The organism is Nonomuraea sp. NPDC049625, assembly GCF_040675285.1.
GTDB classification, from domain to species: Bacteria; Actinomycetota; Actinomycetes; order Streptosporangiales; family Streptosporangiaceae; genus Nonomuraea; species Nonomuraea angiospora_A.
In genome coordinates this window covers 545,658-566,212 of record NZ_JBFAOQ010000004.1, presented here as the reverse complement: position 1 = coordinate 566,212, position 20,555 = coordinate 545,658, and the positions used below count along the sequence as shown (strand labels likewise).

The window sequence follows — 20,555 nt, the reverse complement described above, 5'->3', positions numbered from 1 at the left end:
TAAGGTGACGATGATCAGTGCTCTGACCTGCAACATCAATCTTTACCTCAACTTGTGTACTGAGAGCCCAGCGCGCGCAGCCGGGCGTGCGCCGACTCGTAGGCGGCCGGGCGGCCCAGATACTCCTTGGGCAGTTTCGCGACCATCGTGTAGTTGGTGTCGCACACGTTGCCGACCGGCGCCTGCCCGGCCTGGCTGACGAGCTGGTAGGCGTCCAGCGTGTCCAGCCCGGTCAGCTCCGACGTCCAGGTGACCAGGTCGTGCTGGCTGATCCGGTACGCGTCCTCCAGCGGCCTGGCCGAACCCGTGGACATCAGGTGCAGGTCGTCCTCCAGCCGCGGCCACGGCGTCGCCACCCCCTTGACCAGCTCGACCGCGACCACGGTGTTCATGGCCGACTCCACGGCGGTGCCGCAGACCTCACCGTGCCCCTGCAACCCGTGGCCGTCGCCGATCGAGAACATCCCGCCCTCGACGTTGACGCCCAGGTAGACGGTGACGCCCGCGCGCAGCTCCGGGGTGTCCATGTTGCCGCCGTGCGCGTCCGGGGTGATCGTCATGCGTGCCTCGTTCGCGGCGGGGGCCACGCCGACCGTGCCGTGCATCGGGTCGAGCGGCAGCGCCACGCTGAAGTCGCTGTTGCGGGCGTGGTAGACGGCCACGCCCCGGTCGAGGTCGATGTCGTACCGCCAGACCCGCTCCTCCAGCGGCGGCTGCAGCATGGCCGTGGTGTGGGTGCCGGTCAGCGCGCCGAAGTGGGGGAACGTCGTCGACACCGCCCAGTCCCTGGCCGGTGTGATCTTCACGAAGTGCAGGGCCAGCGTGTCGCCGGGCTCGGCGCCCTCGACGTGGAAGGGGCCCGTCACCGGGTTCAGGTAGGGGAACTCGCACACCTGCGACGGCAGGTCGTCCACGGTCCGCACGCGGCCGCCGAAGCAGTCCTCGGTGTACAGCTCCAGGATCGTGCCCGGCCGTACCTTGCCGACGGCCGAGCGGCCCCCGAAGGTGTAGCTCAGGTCCTCCGGGGAGGGACGGTAGGAGACGACGTTCATTGAACCTCCGAGGGGAGTACGGGCCGGCGGCCGCGGGCGTACGAGATGCCGAGGACGATGAGGCCGACGGCCAGCCAGATGCCGCCGGCCCACTGTGCGTAGACGCTCTGGTTGAAGACGACGGCCACCAGGACGACGATGCCGACCACGGGCACGACCAGGTGCGCGAGCCAGTTGCGGCTGCGCTGCCTGATGACGTAGTGGACGACGACGGAGACGTGCAGCAGCAGGAACGCGGCCATGGCGCCGAAGTTGACGAGCGAGCTCAGCTCGCCGATGCCGGTCGGCCGCGTGCTCATGTAGACGCCGATGACCAGCGAGAGCGCGGCCACCACGAGGGTCGCGTTGACCGGCACCTTGTGCTTGGGGTCCACCTTCGCGAGGAACGAGGGGAGCTGGCGGTCGCGGCCCATCGCGAACAGCAGGCGCGAGGTCGCCGCCTGCGCGACCAGCGAGTTGGCGAACCCCCACGCGACGGCGGTGGCCACGGCCGTCAGCACCGACAGCCAGTGCCCGCCGGCGAACTCCGCGGTGGTGTAGAACGCGCTGCCCGCCGGGTCGTCGTTCGCGATCAGAGCGTCGCGGCCGGGGGTGAGCAGCGCGGCGACCCAGGTCTGCGCCACGAACAGCACCGCGGCCAGCCCCAGCGCGGCCACCATGGAACGGCCGAGCCGGCGGGCGTCCTCGCGGTTCTCCTCCGCCAGCGTGGAGATGCCGTCGAAGCCGAGGAACGACAGCACGGCCACGGACGCGGCGGCCAGGACCACGCTCCAGCTGAATCCGGCGGAGTCGAAGAACGGGGTGAGCGCGCCGGTCTGCGCCTTGCCCTGGACCAGCGCGATGCCGCCGACCACCAGGAAGATCGCCAGCACCGCGAGCTCGGCCACCAGCATGATCCGGGTGATCCTGGCGGTCATCTGGATGCCGAGGTAGTTCACGACCGTGTTGAGCACGATGAACGCCACCAGCCACAGCCAGACGGGCACCGCGGGCACGAACGAGTTCATGGCCACGCCGGCCACCAGGTAGAGCAGCGAGGGCACGAGCACGTAGTCGAGCAGGATCGCCCATCCGGCGATGAACCCGACGGGGGCGGCGATTCCCCGGCCCGCGTACGTGTAGACCGAGCCGGCCATGGGGAACGCGCGGGCCATCTGCGCATACGACAGCGCCGTGAACGCCATCGCCACCAGGCCGATGACATAGGCGAGCGCCACCATCCCGTGGGAGACGGCGAAGACGTGGCCGAAGATGCCGAACGGGGCGATCGGCACCATGAAGATCAAGCCATAGATCATCAGGTCGGCGAAGCCTAAGGAACGCTGGAGTTCCTGGCGGTAGCCGAACTGCTCGACTGTGCTCATTACGGCTCCTAGCTGCGTGGGGGGCGATTCGCACCCTAGAGCCAAAGCTTTCTACTGAAAAGGTTTCTCTAGAAAGAATCCCAGGCCGTCCGCCCTGCCCAGGTGCACGGGATGGCGTACCTGGCGGTCGAGCAGCGTGAGCGTGCCCCGGGCGCTGGTGATCTCGGTGCCGTCGGCGACCGCGTCGAGCGCGGGCACGGCCAGCGACCCCGCCCGCGCCGCCAGCGCGGCCACCATCGCCACGGCCTCGTAGCAGCCGTGGCCGTGGGCGTTCAGCATGGGGGCGTCCTCGCCGAACCTGGCCGCGTACCGCTCGGCGAAGTCGAGACCGGCGTCGGTGGACAGGTCACGGAAGTAGCCCATGGACGCGTACAGCTCGCCGGTGACGTCCCCGCCGACGCCCAGCAGGCCGTGCTCCTCCAGCGCCCCGCACAGCCGGGCCGCGCCGAGCCCGGCGGCCGCGTACGCCCGGTTGAAGGCCATGAGGTCACTGCCGATCAGGGTCAGCAGGATGGCGTCGGGCCGCGCGTCCGCCACCCGGTCGAGCCGGCTGACGGCCTCGCCGTACGGGACGAAGCTCTCACCCACCACGCTCGCGCCCCGGGCGCGCAGCCGCCCGCGGGCGCTGGCGTGCACCAGGCGCGGCCAGACGTAGTCGTTGCCCAGCAGGTACCAGCGGCGCGCCTTGCGCGCGCCGGCCAGCCACTCGATGCCCGGCGCGAGCTGCCTGCCCGGGGTCTCGCCGAGGAAGTAGACGCCCGGCGCGTGGCCGCCGCCCTCGTACGGCGGCGCGTACACGAACGGCACCCGCCCGGCGATCGCGGCCACGACCTCCACCCGCACGTCGCTCGCGTGGGCGCCCGCGACGGCCTGCACCGTCTCCGAGCCGACCAGCCCGGCCACCTCGGCCGCCACCTGGCGCGCGGGCCGGCCGCCGTCGATGAGCACCAGCTCGACCGGCCTGCCCAGCACGCCGCCGCCGGCGTTGACCTCCTCGGCGGCCAGCACCGCGCAGTTGATCGCGCACGGGCCCATCAGGCCGAGCACCCCTGACACGGGCACGACCAGGCCGATCCTGATCGACTCCGACGGTATGAGCCGCGCTTCCAACGGATCGACGGTCGCCGCCACGCCGACGAGTATCCTCCGTTCTAGCTCTCCGATGAAAGGACCTTTCTCCATGACCACCTCTGGGCTCGGGTCCTCACTCGCCTACCTGCTGAGCCGTGCGGAGCGCAGTGTCAACCGCGGGCTGGCCGCGGTGCTGGCCGGCGAGGACGTCACGGTCGAGCAGTGGCGCATCATGCGGGCGCTGGCCGACGGGCACGGCGATTCGATGGGCGAGCTGGCGGAGGCGGTGCTGATGCCGCACCCGACGCTGACCAAGGCCATCGACCGGCTGATCGACCGGGCGCTGGTCTACCGCGGGCCGTCCAAGGGTGACCGGCGGCGGGTGGCGGTGTTCGTCTCGGACCGGGGGGCGGAGCTGCTCGCGCGGGTGGACGGGGCGGTGGCCGAGCATCACGGGCTGATCGCGGGGGCGTTCGGGCGGGAGCGCACGGAGCAGCTCATGCGCGACCTGGAGAGGCTGATGGAGGCCCTCGACTACGCGGAGCTCCGCGTCTGACGCCCGGTCCCGCTGGGTGACGCGCTCTTCCCCAACGCCGGGCGCGCCGCCGACGCGGGCTGGGGTCCTTGGAGGGGGCGGGCGCGGTGGGTCGCTGAGTCCGTTGGGAGGGGCTCAGCGTGTGAGCGTTTTCGCGAACAGGGCGGCGTGGGCCTTGATGCGGTCGCGGGCGCGCTCGCGCTGGGCCTCCGTGGCGTTCCCGTGCAGCCACAGCAGCCGGGCGTGGGCGATCGGGGCCAGGAGGGCGTAGGCGAGGTCGTCGGGAGTGCCCAGGTCCGTACGGATCCGCCCCTCCGACTGCCACCGCGCGAACACCTCGGCGAGATGGCCCAGTACGTTCTCGATGCCCACGGAGAGGGTGTCGTCGTGGATCAGGCCGTCACGTGAGACCAGGCTCATGACCTGCCTGGACTGCGGGGTGTCCCACGCGGCCAGCACCCGGGCCGCGAACGACTCGACGAAGGCCGCCGGCTCGTCCGGGGCCTGGTCGAGCGCCACGTCGGCCGCCTGCGGGCCGGCCAGGGACATGGCCGCGTCGTAGATCGCCTGCTTGCTGGCGAAGTGCGCGTAAAGGACGCTCTCGCTCAACCCCACCTCTCTGGCGATGGCCCTGATCGAGGTCCCCGCGTACCCCTTCTGCGCGAACAGGCGCAGTGCGGCGTCCAGGAGCGCGGCCTTGGTGTCGCCTGCCTCGGCCTTGGAAGGACGGCCCGGACGGCGGCCGCTGGTGATGCTGCTCACGAGGACATCCAATCACCTTGAAAAATAATCGCTCGTTCGATTAGTTTAGAGGCACGGAGAGAGATGGGAGCGGAAATGTTCACTTCGCGGATTCCCGAGCGTGAGATCGCCGAGCGGCCGGCCGGTTACGGCGGGCCGAACCTGTCGCCGGTGGGCCTGGAGCTGGTGCCGCACGCGTTCACCGAGGGTGTGTACGCGTTGATGGCGAGCCTCCCGCCGAAGGACAACAACGGGGTGGTGGCCGGGCGGGACGCGGCGCTGGTCGTCGACGCCGGGATCACACCCGAAATTTCGGCAAAAATCCAGGCGATCGCCGCCGACCTGACCGACCGGCCCCTCCGCTACCTGGTCAACACCACGTACCACGGCGATCACAGCTTCGGCAACGCCGCGTTCCCCGACGAGGTCGTCGTCGTCTCGTCCCGGACGAACCGCGACAACATGTCCGACCTCGCGTACGAGAAGCAGACCAGGTCGGCGAACATGTACGGCGATGACGCCCTGCTCGACGCGGTCACCACGTGGCGCCTGCCCGACCTCGTGTTCGACGAGTACGCGGAGATCGACCTCGGCGGGCGCGTGGTCCAGCTGCACCACTTCGGCCCCGGCAACGGTCCGGGTGACACCGTCGTGTACGTACCCGACACCCGCACCGCGTGGACCGGCAACTTCGTCTGTCACGCGGGTACGGCCCACATGCTGCTCCAGGGTGGTCCTGAGCCGTACCTGGGGTCGTTGCGCAGGATGCGCGAGGCTCTGCCCGAGCTGGAGACGATCGTCCCGGGCCACGGCCCGATGGGCGACGGGCCGGCGGCGGTGGACGCCCTCATCGGCTATCTGGAGCGGCTGCACGATGAGGTGCTGGCCAGTGTGCGGGCGGGGCGCAGCCTGGAGGAGACGTACGCGGCCTGCGCCGATCCGTGGGCGGAGGCGCTCGATCCCGGCCTGGCGGCGGCCCTGGCCCGTTATCCGGTGCCGCGGGAACTGGCCGAGCAGGGGATGCTCGCGCTCTGCCGGGACCTCCACCGGCTCAACGTCCTGGCCTCCTACCGCCTCTACGAGCACCAGTAGGCGGGTGCCACGGCTACGTCCGCGCCACCGTCGCAGGGGGGGCTGGGGTTCTTCGGGGAGGGGTGGGCGCGCGGTGGTGGCGCGCCCACCCTGGTTCAGCCGGTGGGACTGAGGTGTGGTTACGGGTAGAGGCCGCGGAGCTGGTGGGCCTCGACGACGCGGCCCACGCCGATGACGTGCGCCGCCTGCCGGAGCGTCAGGCCGCGTTCGGCCGCCACCGACTTCACCTCGGCGAAGGCCTCCAGCATGAGCTCGCGCAGCTTGCGCTCGACCTCCTCGGCGCTCCACGAGTAGGCCTGCAGGTTCTGCACCCACTCGAGGTAGGACACGATCACCCCGCCCGCGTTGGCGAGGATGTCGGGCACCACCGTGGTGCCGTTGGCCGTCAGGATCTCGTCGGCCTCGGGCGTGGTGGGGCCGTTCGCGCCCTCCACGATCAGCCGGGCGCGGATCCGGGGCGCGTTGGCCTCGGTGATCGCGCCTTCGAGGGCCGCCGGGACGAGGATGTCCACGTCCAGCTCCAGCAGCTCGTCATGGGTCAGCGCGTCGGCCTCGCGGAAGCCGCGCACGCCCCCGGCCTCGGCCGCGTACGCGGCCAGGGCGGGGATGTCGAGGCCGCCGCGTGCGTACACGGCTCCCGTGGCGTCGGAGACGGCCACCACCTTGCAACCCGCGTCGGCCAGGAACTGCGCGGCCGGCCCGCCCACCTTGCCGAAGCCCTGCACGGCGACGGTGCTGCCGGCGGGCGAGCGGCCGAGTGCGGCCAGCGCCGCGATCTGCACGCCGCGCGAGGTGGCGGACATGCGTCCGTGCGAGCCGCCCAGCGTCTTCGGCTTGCCGGTGACGACGCCGGGCACCGGGAAGCCGGTGTGGACGCTGTAGGTGTCCATGATCCAGGCCATGGTCTGCGCGTCGGTGCCGACGTCCGGAGCCGGGATGTCCTGCTCAGGGCCGATCAGCGGCATGACCTCGTTGACGTAGCGGCGGGTCATGCGCTCCCGCTCGCGCTCGGTGAGCGTGGACGGATCCACGGCCACGCCGCCCTTGGCGCCGCCGTACGGGATGCCGACCAGTGCGCACTTCCACGTCATCCACATCGCGAGCGCGGTGACCTCGTGGATGTCGGTGTCCGGATGAAAACGGAGCCCGCCCTTGGCGGGTCCTCGCGAGACGTTGTGCTGGACGCGGAAGCCCTGCACGACGTCCAGGCGGCCGTTCTCGCGCCGGATCGGGACCGAGACGGTCAGCGACCGCCGGGGCGTGGCCAGCATCGTGCGGAGCCCGTCGTCGAGTCCGAGCTGCTCGGCGGCCTGGTCGAGTTGGTGGAGTGCGGAGTCGAGGGCCTGACGGCCCGGGGTGATCAGGGCCGGCGTCTTTGACGGCACCATGATGCTCATGGAAGAGAATCCTCCTGCTATGACGCCCTTTTTAAGAGAGAAGCGCCTTTGCCTCCCGCTTTGGGCGTGCTTGTCTCGATCATCCTAAGGCGGAGGGTTTGACCTTGCCTAGCGGTCGATGAAATCCCGAGGTGCTGTGGACCGTGCCACTCTGGCAGGCTTGCGTCCGGTCAGTGTGCTGAATCGTGAATATCTCGGGGAGTGAGATGCCCGCACTCGTGATGGGGCCGATGCTGCGATACGTGGACTCCGTCAGCGCCTCGATCTGGGTGGAGACCGCCGAGCCCTGCACGGTCACCATCGAGGCGGACGGCAGGTCTTACCGGTCGCCTACCTTCACCGTGCACGGTCACCACTACGCGATCGTGGATCTCGTTGAACTCTCCCAGGATATCGGGTCGTATTCGGTGAGGCTCGACGGGGAGCAGGTATGGCCCCTGGCGGGTCGCCCGCCGAGCCGGATCCGGCTGCTGCCCGCCGATGGGCTGCGCAAGCTGGCGTTCGGCTCGTGCCGCACCAGCGTCCCGCATGACGCCACGTACGTCCTCACCCACGGCGACGACGTCCTGCGCGCGTACGGCGAGCACCTCCCCACCGCGGACGACGAGGAGTGGCCGGACCTGCTGGTGCTCCTCGGCGACCAGGTCTACGCCGACAACCCCTCGCCCGCGATGCTCGAATACATCCGCTCCCGCAGGAGCACGGAGCCGCAGGGGGAGATCGCCGACTTCGAGGAGTACGCCGAGCTCTACCGCCTGGCCTGGACCGACGAGGAGATCCGCTGGCTGCTGTCCACCGTCCCGTCCGCGATGATCTTCGACGACCACGACCTGCGTGACGACTGGAACACTTCGCAGCCCTGGCGCGAGCAGATGGCCGCCGTGCCGTGGTGGCCGCGCCGCGTCGTCGCGGGGCTGGGGGCGTACTGGATCTATCAGCACCTCGGCAACCTCTCGCCGGCCGAGCGCGCGGAGGACCCGCTGCTGCGCAAGCTGATGGACGGCGACGGCGGCGCGGCCCTGGACTCGTTCGCGGAGAAGGCCGACGCCGAGCCGAGCAGCAACCGCTGGAGCTACGCCCGCGACCTCGGCAACGCCCGCCTGATCATGGTGGACACCAGGTGCGCCAGGCAGCTCACGCCCGGCGACCGCCGCATGCTCGACCCGGGGGAGTGGGCCTGGCTGGAGGAGCAGGTCGCCGCCCCGGCCGAGCGGCTGATCATCGGCTCGTCGATCCCGTTCCTGCTCCCCGAGGGCGTCCACGGCGTGCAGAACTGGAACGAGGCCCTGTGCGACGGCAAGTGGGGCGGGCCGGCGCGGCGGTGGTCGGAGAAGTTCCGGCAGCGCATCGACCTGGAGCACTGGGCGGCGTTCCGGCGCTCGTTCGAGGACCTGTCCCGGCTGCTGGTGAAGGCCGGCCGGCCCGTGCTGATCCTCTCGGGCGACGTCCACTACTCCTACCTGGCCAAGGCCGGTGCCGGGCAGATCTACCAGATCGTCTGCTCGCCGATCCGCAACCCGCTCAGCCGCCTGCTCCGCTGGGCCAACGTGTTCACCCAGTTCTCGATCGCCACGCTGGTCGGCGGCCTGCTGGCGCGGCTGGCGGGCATCCCGAAGCCGCCGTTCAGGTGGCGGGTCACGAAGGGGCCCTGGTTCCAGAACGCGGTGGCCACGCTGACCCTGCCCGACGAGGTCACCTGGTACGAGTCCGTCGGCGATGCGGTCAGGCCGATCGACTCCGTCCGCCTACGCTGAAGCGCATGCACAAGGATGATTACGCCGCCGCCGTCCCGTTCTACGACCTCTGGCACGAGGACGGGCATGTCCCGATGGTGCGGGAGCTGCTTCCCCTGCTGCTGAAGGGGGTGCGGCGGAGCGTGCTCGAGATCGGCGCGGGCACCGGCCTGATCACCGAGCTGATCGCCAGGGAGACGCCGGCCGAGATCTACGCCCTGGAGCCGTCGCTGGGCATGCGCTCGGTCCTGGTCTCCCGCCTGGCGTCCGACCCCGCGACGCTGCGGCGGGTGACCGTGCTGCCGTATGGGGCGCTCGACGTGGAGGTGGACGAGCCGGTCGAGGCGGTCGTGATGATCTCCGTTCTGCAGAGCTTCGACGCGGAGGAGCGGGCCACGCTGTGGGAGGTGCTGGCCAGGCAGCTGGAGCCGGGCGGGCGGCTGGTGTTCAACTGGCGGGAGCGGTCCGCGCCGGTGCCGGGCGATCTGGAGGTCATGGGGTCGTACCAGGTCGGCCGGCACGAGTACGAGGTGGCCGGGCAGGTGCTGGAGGCCGAGGGGGAGAGCGTCACCACGCGTTTCGTCTACCGGATCAGGCAGCACGGCGTGGCCATCAGCGAGGACGAGGTGGTCCTCACGAACCACTGGCCCGCCCGGGAGCGGCTGGTCTCGGAGCTGGAGAGCGCGGGCTTCACCCCGGAGCCGGCTCCGGAGGGGATGGAGGTGTGGCGCCTCCTCTAGCCGCAAGAAAGGTGGAACCGCCCTCCGGCGTGCGGCCAACAACAGGGTGACCGCATGAGAGAGGACCGGCAGAGTGGTGGGTGTTCAGGATGTGCCTGAGACGCTGGATGACTCGACGCTGATCGGGCATTCGCTGGCCGACCCGGAGAGTTTCGCGGCGCTGTTCGACCGGCACGCCGACGAGATCCACAGGTATGCGGCCCGGCGCCTCGGGACCGAGCTGGCCGACGACGTGACGGGGGAGGTGTTCCTCGTCGCGTTCCGCCGGCGGGCGCGTTACGACCGCTCGTGGCCCGATGCCAGGCCATGGTTGTACGGCATCGCGACCAATGTCGTCGCCCAGCACCGCAGGGCCGAACGGCGGCGCACCGCCGCCATGGCCAAGGTGAACGTGGAGCGCCCCGGCAGCTTCGACGACCGCAGCGCGGATCGGGTGACCGCCGAGCAGCTCCAGCCCAGACTGGCCAGGGCGCTCACCCGGCTCAGCGCGGGCGAGCGCGACCTGCTGCTGCTCGTGGCGTGGGCGGACCTGACGTACGAGGACGCGGCGCTCGCGCTCGGCGTGCCGGTCGGCACCGTCAGGTCCAGGCTCCACAGGCTCCGCGTCAAGGTGCGCAGGGCTCTCGGCGGCACCGATCCCTTCGCAGCAGAGGAGCCCCAGCATGGATGAGGACGAGATCCGCACGTTCGCCGACGGCCGGCCCGCCGTGCCCCCGTACGGGGCCGAGGCGAGGGCCACGGCGCGGGAACGGCTGCTGGTGGAGGCGCGTGGCGGGGGCCGCTTTCGCCTGCCCGGATTCGGCTGGCAGGCCGCGGCCGCGTTCGGGGTCACGGTCGCGCTGGTCGGCGGGGTGGCCGTGGCCCTGACGAACCAGGGCCACGGGAGCACCGGCCCCGCCACGGGGGTGACCCAGTCGGCCGCCGTGTCGTCGTCCGACGAACTGGCTCCCCGTCCCGGCCAGTTCATCCTGATGGAGTCCGACACCATGTACAGGTCGATGTCGGCCGGACAGAGCGGCGAGACCACCCGCCACCTCTACCGGACCCACAGGAAGATCTGGCAGTCGGTGGACGGGAGCGCGAACGGCCTGCTGCTGATCGAGGGCCGCGAGCCCCAGCCGTGGCCGGGCGAGCAGTTGCCGGCGGACGCCAAGAACTGGCAGGGCTCCGACTGGCACGTGCTGCCGGCCTGCCCCTCCCAGCTGGGCGAGAACCGCACCGACTACACCTACCTGAGCACGCTGCCGACGGACGTCGCCGGGATGCGGGCACGCCTCTACAAGATGCCCGCCGTGGCCGCCGAAGCCAAGGGCGACGAGAACGACCGGGCCGCCTTCGACCAGCTGACGGACCTGGTCAGGGAGACGTACCTGCCGAAGGCGCAGCGCGACGCGCTCTTCGAGGCGGCCAAGTCGATCCCAGGCGTGCAGGTGGCCGAGGGGGTGGAGGACTCGTCGGGCCGCAAGGGGGTGGCGCTCGGGCGGGTCGACCCCCAGGGCATCCTCAGGCAGGCCATCTTCGACCCGGCCACGCACGTGTTCATGGGGGAGCGGGAGACGGTCGTGGACGACCGGCTCGCCCGGGCTCCCAAGGGGAGCGTGCTGGCGCTGACCGCCCAGCTCAAGACGTCGGTGGTGGACGTGCTGCCGCAGGCGACGCCGTCGGACAAGGGAGAGGAGGCGGCCTGCGCCCCGTCCAGCGCCGAGCCCGCACCGGGCGAGACGAGCTCGGCCGTGCCGTCGGCGTTGCCGAGCGACGAGGCCGTCACGGAGCCGGTGCCGACCATGACGGCCTCGCTGGAGGCGACGGACGGCCCGACCGCGCCGCCGGAGCCGGCGATCAGCGCGGAGCCGTCGGACGGGCCCGCCGCGCCGCCGACGGTCACCGAGGGGCCGTCGGACGAGCCGGCGCCGGCGACCGCGAAGGCGTCCCCGGCCGGCAAATGACCACCCAGACGGGCAACCGGGCGCCGTTACGGCGCCCGGCCCCGTGAACCGGAGAAGCGTCTCCCTGGACAGGGCCCGGCCACGTGCGGTGGCTGGGCCCTCCCGTGCTCCGCCGTAAAGACCCTGCGAAGCTCAGCCCCGAACGGCGGGTCGGCTTTCTGAAACCGGGTCAGGCGGTGTTGAGCTCGTAGAGCGCGTCGGCGAGCTGGTTGACGGCCCAGATCAGGTCCTCCTCGGAGACCACGATGGGCGGGGCGAGGCGGATCGTGGAGCCGTGGGTGTCCTTGGCGAGGACGCTCCGCGCCATCAGCGCCTTCGACACCTCGCGCCCGGTCGCGAGCTCCGGGTCGATGTCCACGCCGGCCCACAACCCGCGCCCGCGCACCTCCAGGACCCCCTTGCCGATCAGCTCGCGGAGGCGGGCGTGCAGCACCTCACCCAGCTTGGCGGCCCTGGCCTGGAACTCGCCGGTGTTCAGCAGCTCGATGACCGCGATGCCCACCGCGCAGGCCAGCGGGTTGCCGCCGAACGTGGACCCGTGCTGGCCGGGCTGGATGACCCCGAGCACGTCGCGGTTCGCGGCGACGGCCGAGACCGGTACGACGCCGCCGCCGAGCGCCTTGCCCAGGACGTAGACGTCGGGCACGACCCCTTCGTAGTCGCACGCGAACGTCTGCCCGGTGCGCCCCAGCCCCGACTGCACCTCGTCGGCGATCATCAGGATCCCCTGCGCGGTGCAGAGCTCCCGGATCTCGCTCAGGTACCCGTCCGGCGGCACGAGCACCCCGGCCTCGCCCTGGATCGGCTCGACCAGCACCGCGACCGTGTTCGGGTCGACGGCCTGCCTGATCGCCTCGGTGGAGCCGTACGGCACGAGCCGGAAGCCCGGCGTGTAGGGCCCGAAGTTGTCGTGCGCCTCCGGATCGGTGGAGAAGCTCACGATCGTGGTGGTGCGGCCGTGGAAGTTGCCTTCCATCACGATGATGTTCGCCTGGTCGGGCTCGACGCCCTTGACCTCGTAGCCCCATTTGCGGGCCACCTTGATGGCGGTCTCGACGGCCTCGGCGCCGGTGTTCATGGGCAGGATCAGGTCCTTGCCCGTGAGGTCGCCGAGCCCGGCGCAGAACTGCGCGAACTGGTCGTGATAGAACGCGCGGCTGGTCAGGGTCAGGTTGTCGAGCTGGTCGCGGGCGGCCTCGATGATCTTCGGGTGGCCGTGGCCGAAGTTGAGCGAGGAATAGCCGGACAGGCAGTCCAGATATCGTTTGCCCTCCACGTCGGTGACCCAGGCGCCGTGCGCCTCGTGGATCACGACGGGAAGCGGATGGTAGTTGTGCGCGCTACGGCGCTCGCTCATCTCGATGAGCTCTGCGCTGGTGGTCATGGTCAGTTCTCCCCCCTGATCTCCAGTGTGCAGCACTTGGGTCCGCCACCTGCTTTACGCAGCTCCGACAGGTCGACGGGGATGACCTCGTAGCCGCGTCGCTTGAGCTCCAGCTGCAGGTTCGACGCCTCGGCGTTGATGACGACGTTCCTGCCGTCGCTGACGGCGTTCAAACCGAGCACCTCGGCGTCCTCGGCGGTCGCGATCACCGCGTCCGGGAACAGCTTGCGCAGCACCTTCTTGCTGCCCTCGGAGAACGCCTCCGGGTAGTACGCGACGTTGCGCCCGTCGAGCGGGAACAGCGCCGTGTCCAGGTGGTAGAAGCGCGGGTCCACCAGCGTCAGGGAGATCACCGGGCGGCCCAGGAACTCCTGCGCCTCCTGGTGCGCCACCACGTCCGTGCGGAAGCCGGTGCCGGCCAGGATGACGTCGTCGAGCGTGAGGAAGTCGCCCTCGCCCTCGTTGACGTGCAGCGGCTCGCGCGCCGGGTAGCCGCGTTCGGTGAACCACCGCAGGTAGGCGGGGCCTTCGGGGCCGCGCTCGGCGTGGGCGAACCGGGCGCCGTAGACGAGGCCGTCCACGACCAGCGCGCCGTTGGCGGCGAAGACCATGTCGGGCAGCCCCTCGATCGGATCGATCAGGCTGACCCGGTGTCCGAGCTCCTCGTACGCCGCCTTCAGGCCCTCCCACTGCCGGACCGCCAGGTCGCGGTCCGCACCGGCCTCGGGGTCCATCCACGGGTTGATCGCGTACTCGACCGTGAAGTAGTCCGGACGGCACATCAGGAAGTGTTTGGGCATGCAGGTCTCCGTCGAGGTTTATGGGTGGATGTCCTTTTCGAAGGGACGGAGACAGCCTAAGAATGCATGTTTATGCAGGCCAAGTGTTTGGCATTGCGTGTTCGCGCGGGTCTGTTGCGTCTTTCAGAGCTGGGCGGGCGATCCGTTGCGCGGCTCCGGAACGGTGGTGCCGGGAGGCGCGTCCACGAGCCGCGAGAGCACGATGGAGCTCTTGGTCCGCACCACGAACGACTGCGCCGCGATGCGCTCGATCACCCGCTCCACGTGGCGCACGTCCGTGGCCCTGATGTGCAGGAGCGCGTCCGCCTCGCCCGTGATCGTGGCCGCCCCCACCACCTCGGGGAACTTCGCCACGGCCAGCGCGATGTCCGACGGCTTGGTCTTGCCCTGGCAGAACAGCTCCACGTACGCCTCGGTCGTCCAGCCGAGCGCCTGCGGCGCCACCCTCGCGCTGAACCCGGTGATCGCCCCCGTCTCGCGCAGCCGGTCCACCCGGCGCTTGACCGCCGACGCGCTCAGCCCCACCTGGTGTCCGATGTCCGCGAAGGTCGCGCGGGCGTCCTCGACGAGCGCCGCGATGATGTCACGATCGAGCCGATCCAGTTCCACGCGCTCTGTATACCGCCTGGCCAGGCTGGCGCGCGACGAGCGGCGCGCGGGAGACTAAGCGGGCAAACAGTCATCGGAGGGTTCCGCCAAAATGAGCACCGCAAGCTTCCCCGAGGGTTTCGTGTGGGGAGTCTCTACCTCGGCCTTTCAAATCGAGGGCGCCACGTCCGCCGGCGGCCGGGGGCCGTCCATCTGGGACGTCTTTTCCGCCGACCGCGCCGAGGCCTGCGACCATTACCACCGTTATCCCGAAGACGTGCGGTTGATGAAAGACCTGGGAATGGCCGCCTACCGGTTCTCGGTGAGCTGGCCACGGATTTTCCCCGACGCCTCGGGCAAGGTGAACGAGGCCGGCCTCGACTTTTACGACCGGCTGCTCGACGAGCTTCTCGCGGCCGGCATCACGCCTTATGCGACCCTTTATCACTGGGATCTGCCGCAGGCGGTGGAGGAGCTCGGCGGCTGGCCGTCCCGCGACACCGCCGGCCGTTTCGCGGATTACGCCGCCGCCGTGCACGGCCGGCTCGGTGACCGGGTCGACACCTGGTTCACGCTGAACGAGCCCTGGGTGGCGGCCTTCCTGGGATACGGCGACGGGAGCCACGCGCCGGGCCGGAAATCGGCCGCCGAGGCGTTCAGGAGCGCCCACTACATGATGCTCGCGCACGGGCTGGCCGCGCAGGCCCTGCGCTCAGGCGGGGCGGCCCGGGTGGGGACGGTGCTCAACATCTCGCCTGTCCTGACGCCCGCCCAGGTCAGCGACTTCGGCAGGCAGCTGTCGGAGGAGGACGCCGAGTCCGTGGCCAGGATCGACGCCCTGGCCAACCGGCAGTTCCTGGAGCCGATGCTGCGCGGCTCGTACCCCGCCGAGATCCTGCCCATCATCGAGCGCAACGGCGGCCTCGACCACATTCGCGACGGCGACCTCGACATCATCGCCCAGCCCCTCGACCTGCTCGGCATCAATTACTACTCGCCTTCCGTGGTGCAGGCCCAGCCCAGCGAGCCCGCCGCCTCGGCCTATCCGGGAAGCGAGGGCGTGCTGTTCTGCACGATTCCGACGGCGGTCACCGCGATGGGCTGGCCGATCGTGCCCAATTGCCTTTCACTGGTGCTGCGGCGCCTTTCTGCGGAATATCCGGAGCTCGACCTGATGGTCACCGAGAACGGCGCCGACTTCGTCGACGTGGTGACCGGCGACGGCATTCACGACGTCGAACGCATCAGTTTCGTCGAGGAGCATCTGCGGGCCCTGCTGTCGGCCGTCGAGGACGGCGCCCGCGTTCGCGGATATCTCGTCTGGACCCTGCTCGACAACTTCGAATGGACCGAGGGCTACCAGCGGAAGTTCGGCCTCGTGCACGTCGATTTCGCCACCCAGAAACGGCGGCCGAAGGACAGCGCGCTGTGGTACCGCGACGTCATCCGGCGCAACGGCCTCACCGAGACCCGGCCCAAGCGGCCCACCCTGGAGACCGTGGCCGCCCGCTCCGGCGTCTCCCGCGCCACCGTCTCGCGCGTGGTCAACGGCGAGGCTTCGGTGAGCCCCGAGGTCCGCACGGCGGTGATGCGGGCCGTCAAGGAGCTCGGCTACGTGCCCAACGCCGCCGCCCGCAGCCTGGTCACCCGGCGGACCAACGCCATCGCCCTCGTCCTGTCCGTCCCCAGGCAGGGGGACGCGCTGACGGCCGCCGTCGTGCAGTACGTCACCAGCATGCTGGAGGGCGCCGGCAAGCAGATCACGCTCATGCTGGCCGACACGGCCGAGAGCCACCGGCGCATCGTCCAGCAGGCGGAGGCCCGGTTGGTGGACGGCGTCGTGCTGCTGCCGCCCGACCGGGGAGACACGCTGGCCGAGCGGCTCTCGCGTACGGACGTGCCGATCGTGCTCCTCGGCAAGCCGGCCGTCGCCTCGCTGGTGCCGTACGTGGACGTGGACAACGCCGGCGGCGCGGCCGCCGCCACCGAGCACCTCCTCGCGAGCGGACGCCGCCGCATCGGCATGATCTGCGGCCCGATGGACCTGGTCGCCGTCCAGGACCGGCTGTCCGGGCACCGGGCGGCGCTGCAGCGGGCGGGCGCGCAGCCGTTACTGGCCCTCGCCGACCTCACCCGCGCCTCGGGCGCGGCGGCGGCCCGGCAGCTCCTCGGCGACGAGCCGGCGCTGGACGCCGTGTTCGCCGCCACCGACCAGCTCGCCATCGGAGCGCTGCAGGCCGCGCGCGAGCTGGGCCGCCGGGTGCCCGAGGACCTGGCGATCGTGGGCTTCGACGACATCGACGCCGCCTCGGCCACCACGCCGGGGCTGACCACCGTGCGGGTTCCGCTGGCGGAGCAGGCGCTGGCGGTCGCGCGGCTGCTGCTGTCGCGGCTGGAGGGCCGCCACACCACCTCCGCCGTGCTGCCGACCCGGCTCGTGGTCAGGGAGTCGAGCTGAGCCCTCGCACCGGTACGGGAGTCAGGAGCGGGTGCGGCGGTGGAGGACGATGCGTTCGGCCCAGCTGGCCGCCTCCGGGTCCTTGAGGCCCTCCACCACGCCTCCCAGGTACGCCGTGGCCAGGCTGTCGAAGCCGCTGTCGAGCTGGCGCAGCCGGCCGGCCCTGCGCCGGTCCACCGCCTGAAGGTATTGGGCGATGCTCTCGGCGTATCCGGCGTCCCGCTGGTAGGCGGCCTGGGCGGCGGCGCAGGCGCGGGCCTCGGCGTCACGCTTGGCCCGCAGCTCCCGTAACCGCTGGTCGTTGGGGTTGTGCATGCGCCGCCCCAGGTCGGCGGCGATCAGGGCGGTGGCGATCAGGAGGGCCAGGAGCAGGATCATGGTGGGCAACTGGCTGACCCCCTCAGAGGTCGGCCCGATGTCCTGGCCGTCCACGACCAGCGGCTTGACCAGGGCGTCCCGGCGCAGGACGGCCACGGCGACAATGAGGCCGAGCCAGACGAGCGCCACCCCGGCCAGCAGCCACCGCCCCTTCGCCGGGCTGCCGTGCTCCTGCCACGACCGGAACGCGCGACCGTACATGTGCGGCGCCACCAGCATGATCAGAGCGGCACCGGCGGCGAGCAGCGCGGTCATCGCCACGCTGTCGCCCCAGTTGAGGATGACCTGGTAGAGGATGGGCACCTCGACGATCAGCAGGAGCAGCAGGAGGAGCGCGGCGGGCAGCCAGCGGCGGACGACCGGCCAGCGGCTGCCCGAGATCGCGATGGAGCTGGGCCGCCCGTCGCCCGGCCGGCGGCTCGGCTGCTCCAGCTCGGTGACCTGGCGCTGGCTGTCGTCCAGCGCCTTGCGCGCCTCCCCGAAGGCCCGCTGCGACTCGGCGAGACCGATCTTCTGCGACTCGAACTCGGCGCGGGCCCGCTGGATCTCCTGCTCGGTACGGTCCTCGATCTCGGCCAGCTCGGCCAGCCGCTCGTCCTCCAGCTCGTGGAAGCGCGGCACGCTGCCGGTCTGGAGCGTGAGCGTGTCGATCTGGCCGTCGGCCGCGTGCCCGCGGCCGAGCTCGCGCTCCTCGTGGCGGCGCCGCGCCCAGTCGGGCAGGTGGTAGAGGTCGCCGTCGTACGCCACGGCAGGCGTGATGCGGGTGACCTGGCCAGGCTCGACGTCGTCGTCCTGCTTCCGGCGAATGAAGCGCATCAGGCCTCCTACCGCGGGTCCTGCTTTCGATTGTGCGTCACCGGGTCCCGGGAGCGGGGGGATGTCAAAATGACGGTGTGAGCGAATTGCCGGTGATCGACGTCTCGCCCCTGCTCGCCGCCGACCCCACCGCCCCCGCCGCCGCTGATCCTGCCGATGCCGCCGCCGCTGGCCCCGCCAAGCGTGCCGTGGCGGAGGCGATCGGCGAGGCGTGCCGGGACAGCGGCTTCTTCTACGTCTCCGGCCACGGCGTGCCGCCGGACCTCCCGCGCCGGCTCGACGCCGCGAGCAGGCGCTTCTTCGCCCTGCCCGAAGAGGTCAAGGCCGAGATCTCCATGGAACGGGGAGGCAAGGCCTGGCGCGGCTTCTTCCCGGTCGGCGGCGAGCTGACCTCGGGGCGGCCCGACCTGAAGGAGGGCATCTACTTCGGCGCCGAGGAGCCGCCGGGCCCGCTGCCGCTGCACGGCCCGAACCTGTTCCCCGCCCAGGTGCCCGAGCTCCGCGACGCCGTGCTCGACCATCTCGGCTCGATGACCGCGCTCGCCCAGGCCGTCATGTCGGGGATCGCCCTGAGCCTCGGCCTGGACGAGGACTACTTCCGTTCCGGCTACACCGCCCAGCCAACCGTGCTTTTCCGGATATTTCATTATCCGCCCGCCCCGCCGGACGACCCCGACACCTGGGGCGTCGGCGAGCACACCGACTACGGCCTGCTGACCCTCCTCCTCCAGGACGCCAACGGCGGCCTCCAGGTACGCACCCCGCGCGGCTGGATCGAGGCCCCGCCCCTGGAGAACACCTTCGTCTGCAACATCGGCGACATGCTCGACAAGCTCACCGGCGGCCACTACCGCTCGACCCCGCACCGGGTGCGCAACCGCAGCGGCAACGAGCGCCTGAGCTTCCCGTTCTTCTTCGACCCAGGCTGGGACAGCGAGGTACCGCCGCTGCCGTACGCCCCCGGCCATCGCTGGGACGGCCAGGTCGACTTCACCGGCACCTACGGCGAGTACCTGCTGTCCAAGGTCTCCAAGGTCTTCCCGCGCCTCTTCGAGAAGCTCTGAGGGCCTCAGCTGGTCGAGAACGTGAACCAGTTGACGTTGACGAAGTCCGCGGGCTGACCGCTGCTGAAGGTCAGGTACACGGTGTGCGTGCCGGTCACGCCCGAGATGTTGGCCGGCACCGTACGCCAGCTCTGCCACCCGCCCGTGTTGGCGAGGGCGAAGTCCCCGATGGGAGCGGCGGTGGGGCTGTCCAGCCGGACCTGCACCAGCCCGCTCACCCCGGCCGCGGCCCCGGACGCCACCCTGGCCCTGAACTGGCGGGCGGCCTCCGTCCCGAAGTTCACGCCGTCGAACCGGAGCCAGTCGCCGTTGGCGATCGCCCCGACGTTCTGGCCGCCGCCGGTGTCCGTGGTGGTCTCGACGATGGTGCCCGACTGCCCCTGGTACTGCTCGGCCTGGATCGTCGAACGGGCGTCCACGCCGCCGGGCGGGTTCGTCGGAGGGGTGCCGCTGCCGCTCTGCCACACCGCCACGTAGTCGACCAGCATCGGCCGCCCCGGCACGGTCGCCGCCGTGGGCGTCTGGCCGCCGAGCGCGTTGGGGAAGGCCCCGCCCATGGCCACGTTGAGCAGCAGGAAGTAGCCCGCGTGCCCCGTCATGTTGGACCAGGTCGCCGCGTCGAACTGCGACTGGCTCACGCTGTGGAACTGCTGCCCGTCCACGTACCACCGCAGCTGGTTGGGGCTGACGCTGCGGTCCCACTCGAAGCGGTAGCTGTGGAAGGCCGCCTGGCACGTCGATCCGGGGCAGGCGCGGTTGGCGCCGAGGCCGGTCGTCTCCTGGCACGGCCCGCCCGGGTTGACGCCGCAGTGGAGCACGCCCCAGACGGCGTTGATGCCGTTGACGTTCTCCATGATGTCGAACTCGCCGATGCCCGGCCAGTTCCAGTAATTGCCCCGGTACGGCGCCCCGAGCGCCCAGAACGCCGGCCAGTAGCCCAGCGCGGCGTCGCCGGTCACGTTCGGCATCTGGATGCGCCCCTCGATGCGCAGGATCCGGCCGTCGGCGGGCTTGAAGTCGGCCCGCCGGGTCTCGATGCGCGCCGAGGTCCACTCGCCCGAGCCGCTGCGCTGCGGCGTGATGCGGAGGTTGCCCCCGCCGTCGAGGCTGAGGTTGGAGGTGCTGGACGTGTAGTTCTGGATCTCTCCGGTGCCCCAGTTGGCCGGGCCGCCGGGGTAGGCGTGCCCCGTGTCGACGATCCAGTTGGTGGACGAGGGCAGCGTGTTGGCGGCGCCGTCGAAGTCGTCCGACCAGACGAGCGACCAGCCGGACGGGGTGGGCGGGACGGCGGCCGAGGCGCTGACGGCCACGTTGACGAGCAGGCCGCTGAGCGCCGCGAGCGCCACGGCCACCGCCGCCAGTCGGCGCCGGTGCCGGAGGGCTGTTGTCATCGTTG

At 71.0% G+C, this 20,555-nt stretch carries 18 protein-coding genes; 8 read left to right on the top strand and 10 right to left on the bottom strand.

The window, feature by feature from the left end; all coding sequences use genetic code 11:
• Positions 1-47 precede the first annotated feature (47 nt).
• Genes AB0J87_RS20945 through AB0J87_RS20935 form a run of 3 tightly spaced genes read right to left on the bottom strand, consistent with a single transcriptional unit; the run spans position 48 to position 3,547 of the window.
• Complete coding sequence (locus AB0J87_RS20945) at positions 48-1,052, bottom strand: acetamidase/formamidase family protein (protein WP_350725005.1); 1,005 nt, start codon at positions 1,050-1,052, stop codon at positions 48-50.
• Positions 1,049-2,416: an APC family permease gene (locus AB0J87_RS20940; protein ID WP_363967399.1), complete on the bottom strand. Its 1,368-nt coding sequence runs from the start codon at positions 2,414-2,416 to the stop codon at positions 1,049-1,051. Before AB0J87_RS20940 ends, AB0J87_RS20945 begins: the two co-directional genes overlap by 4 nt.
• A gap of 51 nt (positions 2,417-2,467) precedes the next feature.
• A complete protein-coding gene (locus AB0J87_RS20935; RefSeq protein ID WP_363967397.1) occupies positions 2,468-3,547 on the bottom strand; it encodes a substrate-binding domain-containing protein in 1,080 nt (359 codons plus the stop codon).
• Between the two features lie 49 nt (positions 3,548-3,596).
• On the opposite strand from AB0J87_RS20935, the gene AB0J87_RS20930 reads away from it, so the two are divergent.
• Entirely contained in the window at positions 3,597-4,043 is a 447-nt protein-coding gene (locus tag AB0J87_RS20930; protein WP_350725011.1) for a MarR family transcriptional regulator, read from the top strand.
• Positions 4,044-4,157: 114 nt separating this feature from the next.
• Here AB0J87_RS20930 and AB0J87_RS20925 read toward each other — a convergent pair whose 3' ends face one another.
• Complete coding sequence (locus AB0J87_RS20925) at positions 4,158-4,784, bottom strand: TetR/AcrR family transcriptional regulator (protein WP_355201928.1); 627 nt, start codon at positions 4,782-4,784, stop codon at positions 4,158-4,160.
• A 75-nt stretch (positions 4,785-4,859) separates the two neighbouring features.
• Here AB0J87_RS20925 and AB0J87_RS20920 point away from each other — a divergent pair, with 75 nt between their 5' ends.
• Positions 4,860-5,855 (top strand): MBL fold metallo-hydrolase, encoded by a 996-nt coding sequence (locus tag AB0J87_RS20920; protein ID WP_363967396.1) that lies wholly within the window; start codon positions 4,860-4,862, stop codon positions 5,853-5,855.
• A gap of 119 nt (positions 5,856-5,974) precedes the next feature.
• On the opposite strand, the gene AB0J87_RS20915 is transcribed toward AB0J87_RS20920, so the two are convergent.
• Positions 5,975-7,252 (bottom strand): Glu/Leu/Phe/Val dehydrogenase, encoded by a 1,278-nt coding sequence (locus AB0J87_RS20915; protein WP_363967395.1) that lies wholly within the window; start codon positions 7,250-7,252, stop codon positions 5,975-5,977.
• Positions 7,253-7,458: 206 nt separating this feature from the next.
• Between AB0J87_RS20915 and AB0J87_RS20910 the strand changes: the two genes are divergently transcribed.
• The 4 genes from AB0J87_RS20910 (at position 7,459) to AB0J87_RS20895 (ending at position 11,671) form a co-directional block, all read left to right on the top strand.
• Positions 7,459-9,006, top strand: coding sequence for an alkaline phosphatase D family protein (locus AB0J87_RS20910; RefSeq protein ID WP_363967393.1), 1,548 nt, complete (start codon positions 7,459-7,461; stop codon positions 9,004-9,006).
• 5 nt (positions 9,007-9,011) lie between these two features.
• A complete protein-coding gene (locus AB0J87_RS20905) occupies positions 9,012-9,725 on the top strand; it encodes a class I SAM-dependent methyltransferase (protein WP_363967392.1) in 714 nt (237 codons plus the stop codon).
• Positions 9,726-9,816: 91 nt separating this feature from the next.
• Positions 9,817-10,395, top strand: a complete 579-nt coding sequence (locus AB0J87_RS20900; RefSeq protein WP_350725021.1) for an RNA polymerase sigma factor — start codon at positions 9,817-9,819, stop codon at positions 10,393-10,395.
• Positions 10,388-11,671, top strand: a complete 1,284-nt coding sequence (locus AB0J87_RS20895) for a CU044_5270 family protein (RefSeq protein WP_363967390.1) — start codon at positions 10,388-10,390, stop codon at positions 11,669-11,671. Before AB0J87_RS20900 ends, AB0J87_RS20895 begins: the two co-directional genes overlap by 8 nt.
• A 169-nt stretch (positions 11,672-11,840) precedes the next feature.
• Here the strand turns inward: AB0J87_RS20895 and rocD are convergent, their stop codons facing one another.
• The 3 genes from rocD to AB0J87_RS20880 form a co-directional block, all read right to left on the bottom strand.
• Positions 11,841-13,055 (bottom strand): ornithine--oxo-acid transaminase, encoded by a 1,215-nt coding sequence (gene rocD, locus AB0J87_RS20890; RefSeq protein WP_363967389.1) that lies wholly within the window; start codon positions 13,053-13,055, stop codon positions 11,841-11,843.
• Between the two features lie 2 nt (positions 13,056-13,057).
• Positions 13,058-13,855: a dimethylargininase gene (ddaH, locus tag AB0J87_RS20885; protein ID WP_363967387.1), complete on the bottom strand. Its 798-nt coding sequence runs from the start codon at positions 13,853-13,855 to the stop codon at positions 13,058-13,060.
• Positions 13,856-13,978: 123 nt separating this feature from the next.
• Positions 13,979-14,464, bottom strand: coding sequence for an Lrp/AsnC family transcriptional regulator (locus tag AB0J87_RS20880; RefSeq protein WP_350725028.1), 486 nt, complete (start codon positions 14,462-14,464; stop codon positions 13,979-13,981).
• Positions 14,465-14,555: 91 nt separating this feature from the next.
• Here AB0J87_RS20880 and AB0J87_RS20875 point away from each other — a divergent pair, with 91 nt between their 5' ends.
• Positions 14,556-16,901, top strand: coding sequence for a GH1 family beta-glucosidase (locus tag AB0J87_RS20875; protein ID WP_363967385.1), 2,346 nt, complete (start codon positions 14,556-14,558; stop codon positions 16,899-16,901).
• 21 nt (positions 16,902-16,922) lie between these two features.
• On the opposite strand, the gene AB0J87_RS20870 is transcribed toward AB0J87_RS20875, so the two are convergent.
• A complete protein-coding gene (locus AB0J87_RS20870) occupies positions 16,923-18,095 on the bottom strand; it encodes a hypothetical protein (RefSeq protein WP_363967384.1) in 1,173 nt (390 codons plus the stop codon).
• Positions 18,096-18,172: 77 nt separating this feature from the next.
• Between AB0J87_RS20870 and AB0J87_RS20865 the strand changes: the two genes are divergently transcribed.
• The gene (locus AB0J87_RS20865) at positions 18,173-19,159 is read left to right on the top strand and encodes a 2-oxoglutarate and iron-dependent oxygenase domain-containing protein (protein WP_363967382.1); all 987 of its coding nucleotides are present in this window, start codon (positions 18,173-18,175) and stop codon (positions 19,157-19,159) included.
• Positions 19,160-19,164: 5 nt separating this feature from the next.
• On the opposite strand, the gene AB0J87_RS20860 is transcribed toward AB0J87_RS20865, so the two are convergent.
• Positions 19,165-20,550: a glycoside hydrolase family 16 protein gene (locus tag AB0J87_RS20860; protein ID WP_363967380.1), complete on the bottom strand. Its 1,386-nt coding sequence runs from the start codon at positions 20,548-20,550 to the stop codon at positions 19,165-19,167.
• Positions 20,551-20,555 lie beyond the last annotated feature (5 nt).

Bases quoted from the DNA above. Each gene is read 5' to 3' on its own strand.
- AB0J87_RS20945 (WP_350725005.1), bottom strand. From the start codon at position 1,052: ATGAACGTCGTCTCCTACCGTCCCTCCCCGGAGGACCTGAGCTACACC.
- AB0J87_RS20940 (WP_363967399.1), bottom strand. From the start codon at position 2,416: ATGAGCACAGTCGAGCAGTTCGGCTACCGCCAGGAACTCCAGCGTTCC.
- AB0J87_RS20930 (WP_350725011.1), top strand. From the start codon at position 3,597: ATGACCACCTCTGGGCTCGGGTCCTCACTCGCCTACCTGCTGAGCCGT.
- AB0J87_RS20920 (WP_363967396.1), top strand. From the start codon at position 4,860: ATGTTCACTTCGCGGATTCCCGAGCGTGAGATCGCCGAGCGGCCGGCC.
- AB0J87_RS20915 (WP_363967395.1), bottom strand. From the start codon at position 7,252: ATGAGCATCATGGTGCCGTCAAAGACGCCGGCCCTGATCACCCCGGGC.
- AB0J87_RS20910 (WP_363967393.1), top strand. From the start codon at position 7,459: ATGCCCGCACTCGTGATGGGGCCGATGCTGCGATACGTGGACTCCGTC.
- AB0J87_RS20905 (WP_363967392.1), top strand. From the start codon at position 9,012: ATGCACAAGGATGATTACGCCGCCGCCGTCCCGTTCTACGACCTCTGG.
- AB0J87_RS20895 (WP_363967390.1), top strand. From the start codon at position 10,388: ATGGATGAGGACGAGATCCGCACGTTCGCCGACGGCCGGCCCGCCGTG.
- rocD (WP_363967389.1), bottom strand. From the start codon at position 13,055: ATGACCACCAGCGCAGAGCTCATCGAGATGAGCGAGCGCCGTAGCGCG.
- ddaH (WP_363967387.1), bottom strand. From the start codon at position 13,855: ATGCCCAAACACTTCCTGATGTGCCGTCCGGACTACTTCACGGTCGAG.
- AB0J87_RS20875 (WP_363967385.1), top strand. From the start codon at position 14,556: ATGAGCACCGCAAGCTTCCCCGAGGGTTTCGTGTGGGGAGTCTCTACC.
- AB0J87_RS20870 (WP_363967384.1), bottom strand. From the start codon at position 18,095: ATGCGCTTCATTCGCCGGAAGCAGGACGACGACGTCGAGCCTGGCCAG.
- AB0J87_RS20860 (WP_363967380.1), bottom strand. From the start codon at position 20,550: ATGACAACAGCCCTCCGGCACCGGCGCCGACTGGCGGCGGTGGCCGTG.